The sequence below is a fragment of the Pseudonocardia zijingensis genome, from assembly GCF_042657305.1.
Lineage (GTDB): Bacteria > Actinomycetota > Actinomycetes > Mycobacteriales > Pseudonocardiaceae > Pseudonocardia > Pseudonocardia zijingensis.
This window is the reverse complement of the sequence record NZ_JBHSKO010000058.1, coordinates 1-5,318: the sequence shown is the minus strand read 5'-3', so window position 1 is coordinate 5,318 and position 5,318 is coordinate 1. Positions and strand designations below refer to the sequence as shown.

At 58.0% G+C, this 5,318-nt stretch carries 3 rRNA genes; all 3 read right to left on the bottom strand.

Annotated elements, in window-relative coordinates:
* Positions 1-26 precede the first annotated feature (26 nt).
* Positions 27-143, bottom strand: a 5S ribosomal RNA gene (rrf, locus tag ACFPL3_RS41795).
* 87 nt (positions 144-230) lie between these two features.
* Positions 231-3,352: ribosomal RNA gene (locus ACFPL3_RS41790) — 23S ribosomal RNA — on the bottom strand.
* Between the two features lie 320 nt (positions 3,353-3,672).
* A 16S ribosomal RNA gene (locus ACFPL3_RS41785) occupies positions 3,673-5,194 on the bottom strand.
* The 16S, 23S and 5S rRNA genes sit together here, the layout of an rRNA operon.
* Positions 5,195-5,318: the final 124 nt, after the last annotated feature.

Genomic DNA, 5,318 nt, shown 5'->3' with positions numbered 1-5,318 from the left:
GGCGGGGGCCCACTGAACACGTTGAATGTCGGCGGCGACCTACTCTCCCACACCCTGGCGAGTGCAGTACCATCGGCGCTGGAGGGCTTAGCTTCCGGGTTCGGGATGGGACCGGGCGTTCCCCCTCCGCCAAAACCACCGACAACAATATCCGGTGAATTCAAGCGTATTCAATTCGAGCAACCCTGGTTGTGTGCTCAGGGTCGCACAGTGGATGCAAACAACTCGTCATGAACAAGCCCTCGGCCTATTAGTACCAGTCAACTCCACCCCTCACAGGGCTTCCATCTCTGGCCTATCAACCCAGTGGTCTGCTGGGGGCCTTAACCACGCAAAGGTGGTGGGAGACCTCATCTTGGAACGAGCTTCCCGCTTAGATGCCTTCAGCGGTTATCCCTTCCGAACATAGCCAACCAGCCGTGCTCCTGGCGGAACAACTGGCACACCAGAGGTTCGTCCGTCCCGGTCCTCTCGTACTAGGGACAGCCTTCCTCAAGTCTCCTGCGCGCGCGGCGGATAGGGACCGAACTGTCTCACGACGTTCTAAACCCAGCTCGCGTACCGCTTTAATGGGCGAACAGCCCAACCCTTGGGACCTACTCCAGCCCCAGGATGCGACGAGCCGACATCGAGGTGCCAAACCATGCCGTCGATATGGACTCTTGGGCAAGATCAGCCTGTTATCCCCGGGGTACCTTTTATCCGTTGAGCGACACCCCTTCCACCAGGAGGTGCCGGATCACTAGTCCCGACTTTCGTCCCTGCTCGACCCGTCAGTCTCACAGTCAAGCTCCCTTGTGCACTTACACTCAACACCTGATTGCCAACCAGGCTGAGGGAACCTTTGGGCGCCTCCGTTACACTTTGGGAGGCAACCGCCCCAGTTAAACTACCCACCAGGCACTGTCCCTGAACCAGATCATGGCCCGAGGTTAAGACACCCAATTCGACCAGAGTGGTATTTCAACAACGACTCCACCATCACTAGCGTGACAGCTTCACAGTCTCCCACCTATCCTACACAAGCCGAACCGAGCACCAATACCAAGCTGTAGTAAAGGTCCCGGGGTCTTTCCGTCCTGCCGCGCGTAACGAGCATCTTTACTCGTAGTGCAATTTCGCCGAGTCTGTGGTCGAGACAGCGCCCAAGTCGTTACGCCATTCGTGCAGGTCGGAACTTACCCGACAAGGAATTTCGCTACCTTAGGATGGTTATAGTTACCACCGCCGTTTACTGGCGCTTAAATTCTCCGCTTCGCCCCGAAGAGCTAACAGGTCCTCTTAACGTTCCAGCACCGGGCAGGCGTCAGTCCGTATACATCGTCTTGCGACTTCGCACGGACCTGTGTTTTTAGTAAACAGTCGCTTGGGCCTGGTCTCTGCGGCCGGCTGCCCCTAGCCCGCGAAGAGCTTCAGAGCCTCCGGCCCCCCTTCTCCCGAAGTTACGGGGGTATTTTGCCGAGTTCCTTAACCACAGTTCACTCGATCGCCTTGGTATTCTCTACCTGACCACCTGTGTCGGTTTAGGGTACGGGCCGCAACAGCACTCGCTAGAGGCTTTTCTCGGCAGCATGGGATCACCCTACTTCGCCTCAATCGGCTACGCATCACCTCTCACCCTCGCCATCAAAGGCAGACATGCGGATTTGCCTACATGTCGGGCTACAGGCTTACACCAGGACAACCACCGCCTGGCGGGACTACCCTCCTGCGTCACCCCATCGCTTGCCTACTACCGGATCGGATCCCACGCTCCCCCAACAAGCCAGCCCGAAGGCCAGCAAGCGGGTTCGGATGGTTAGCATCACCGGCCTCAGCACGGGCGCACTGCCACGGGCACGGGAATATCAACCCGTTGTCCATCGACTACGCCTGTCGGCCTCGCCTTAGGTCCCGGCTCACCCTGGGCGGATTAACCTGGCCCAGGAACCCTTGGTCATTCGGCGGCAGAGGTTCTCACTCTGCATTCGCTACTCATGCCTGCATTCTCACTCCCACACCCTCCACGACTAGGTCACCCCGCCGCTTCACTGGATGCAGGACGCTCCCCTACCCAACACCACGACTACACAACCCTCCCAAAGGAAGGAAGCGGATCTAATGTGGCATTGCCACGGCTTCGGCGGTGTGCTTGAGCCCCGCTACATTGTCGGCGCAGGACCACTTGACCAGTGAGCTATTACGCACTCTTTAAAGGGTGGCTGCTTCTAAGCCAACCTCCTGGTTGTCTGGGCGATCCCACATCCTTTCCCACTTAGCACACGCTTAGGGGCCTTAGCCGGTGATCTGGGCTGTTTCCCTCTCGACTACGAAGCTTATCCCCCGCAGTCTCACTGCCGCGCTAGAAATACCGGCATTCGGAGTTTGGCTGAGTTCAGTAAGCTTGTCGGCCCCCTAGCCCATCCAGTGCTCTACCTCCGGCATCCACCACACGACGCTGCACCTAAATGCATTTCGGGGAGAACCAGCTATCACGGAGTTTGATTGGCCTTTCACCCCTACCCACAGCTCATCCCCCAGGTTTTCAACCCTGGTGGGTTCGGGCCTCCACGACGTCTTACCGACGCTTCACCCTGGCCATGGGTAGATCACTCCGCTTCGGGTCTACACCCCGCGACTACACGCCCTATTCAGACTCGCTTTCGCTACGGCTACCCCACACGGGTTAACCTCGCCACGAAGCATAACTCGCAGGCTCATTCTTCAAAAGGCACGCCATCACCCAAAGGCTCTGACGGCTTGTAGGCACACGGTTTCAGGTACTATTTCACTCCCCTCCCGGGGTACTTTTCATCTTTCCCTCACGGTACTAGTCCGCTATCGGTCATCAGGGAGTATTTAGGCTTACCGGGTGGTCCCGGCAGATTCACAGCAAATTCCACGAGCTCGCTGCTACTCGGGAACAATCTCCAGACCGCGGAACGCATTTTCGTGTACGGGGCTATCACCCACTACGGCGACCCTTTCCAGAGGCCTTCCACTAACACGAACCAACAGCCTCGGCAGCGCGGCAGCACCACCACGAGAAAATCCCACAACACCCCAGCCGCAACGCCTGCCGGCTTGACACGACCAAGGTTTAGCCTCATCCGCTTTCGCTCGCCACTACTCACGGAATCACGGTTGTTTTCTCTTCCTGTGGGTACTGAGATGTTTCACTTCCCCACGTTCCCCCTCATACCCTATGAATTCAGGCATGAGTGACACCCCATGACGGGTGCCGGGTTTCCCCATTCGGAAATCCTCGGATCACAGCTCGGTTGACAGCTCCCCGAGGCCTATCGCGGCCTCCCACGTCCTTCATCGGCTCCTGATGCCTAGACATCCACCATGTGCCCTTAAACACTTATTCACAACAAGATGCTCGCATCCACTATGCAACACTCAACACACAACCACACCCCAACCCACCACGACCACCACCACCCCAACACAGTGAGGCGTTAGACGATCCAGGCCAGGGGCCAAAGACGACACCCACCACCAAGTGGCCCGGTGTCCCCTCAGGACCCAACAGTGTGCCGAACCCATCACGTTCACGAACTGAGCTCTATGTTCCACCCAGCGCCACACCCCACAACAACACAACCACAGGGCATGACATTCATCGAAGAAGGAGAACCAACCCAAACCACAGGCCGGTCAACCCCACCAACACGGTGGACTCCTTAGAAAGGAGGTGATCCAGCCGCACCTTCCGGTACGGCTACCTTGTTACGACTTCGTCCCAATCGCCGGTCCCACCTTCGACGACTCCCTCCCACAAGGGGTTAGGCCATCGGCTTCGGGTGTTACCAACTTTCATGACGTGACGGGCGGTGTGTACAAGGCCCGGGAACGTATTCACCGCAGCGTTGCTGATCTGCGATTACTAGCGACTCCAACTTCACGGGGTCGAGTTGCAGACCCCGATCCGAACTGAGACTAGCTTTAAGGGATTCGCTCCACCTCACGGTCTCGCAGCCCTCTGTACTAGCCATTGTAGCATGTGTGAAGCCCTGGACATAAGGGGCATGATGACTTGACGTCATCCCCACCTTCCTCCGAGTTGACCCCGGCAGTCTCCCATGAGTCCCCGGCATAACCCGCTGGCAACATGGAACGAGGGTTGCGCTCGTTGCGGGACTTAACCCAACATCTCACGACACGAGCTGACGACAGCCATGCACCACCTGCACACCAGCCACAAGGGAACGCCTATCTCTAGACGCGTCTAGTGCATGTCAAACCCAGGTAAGGTTCTTCGCGTTGCATCGAATTAATCCACATGCTCCGCCGCTTGTGCGGGCCCCCGTCAATTCCTTTGAGTTTTAGCCTTGCGGCCGTACTCCCCAGGCGGGGCGCTTAATGCGTTAGCTGCGGCACAGAGACCGTGGAATGGCCCCCACACCTAGCGCCCACCGTTTACGGCGTGGACTACCAGGGTATCTAATCCTGTTCGCTCCCCACGCTTTCGCTCCTCAGCGTCAGTATCGGCCCAGAGACCCGCCTTCGCCACCGGTGTTCCTCCTGATATCTGCGCATTTCACCGCTACACCAGGAATTCCAGTCTCCCCTGCCGAACTCAAGTGATGCCCGTATCGACCGCACGCTCAGGGTTAAGCCCCAAGTTTTCACGACCGACGCGACACACCGCCTACGAGCTCTTTACGCCCAATAATTCCGGACAACGCTCGCACCCTACGTATTACCGCGGCTGCTGGCACGTAGTTGGCCGGTGCTTCTTCTACCGGTACCGTCACTCACGCTTCGTCCCGGTCGAAAGAGGTTTACAACCCGAAGGCCGTCATCCCCCACGCGGCGTCGCTGCGTCAGGCTTTCGCCCATTGCGCAATATTCCCCACTGCTGCCTCCCGTAGGAGTCTGGGCCGTATCTCAGTCCCAGTGTGGCCGGTCGCCCTCTCAGGCCGGCTACCCGTCGTCGCCTTGGTAGGCCATCACCCCACCAACAAGCTGATAGGCCGCGGGCCCATCCCCAGCCGAAAAAACTTTCCACCCACTGTCATGCAACAGCAGGTCATATCCGGTATTAGACCCAGTTTCCCAGGCTTATCCCAGAGCTGAGGGCAGGTCACCCACGTGTTACTCACCCGTTCGCCGCTCGTGTACCCCCGAAAGGGCCTTACCGCTCGACTTGCATGTGTTAAGCACGCCGCCAGCGTTCGTCCTGAGCCAGGATCAAACTCTCCAACAAAAACTGGCCCTACAATTGCGCCGAGGACGGGGCCTCGACGACTTAATGTTCAAACTGGCACAAAACCAGTCCATGAACAAGCTCGACACACTGTTGAGTTCTCAAGAGACACCCGCACACCATC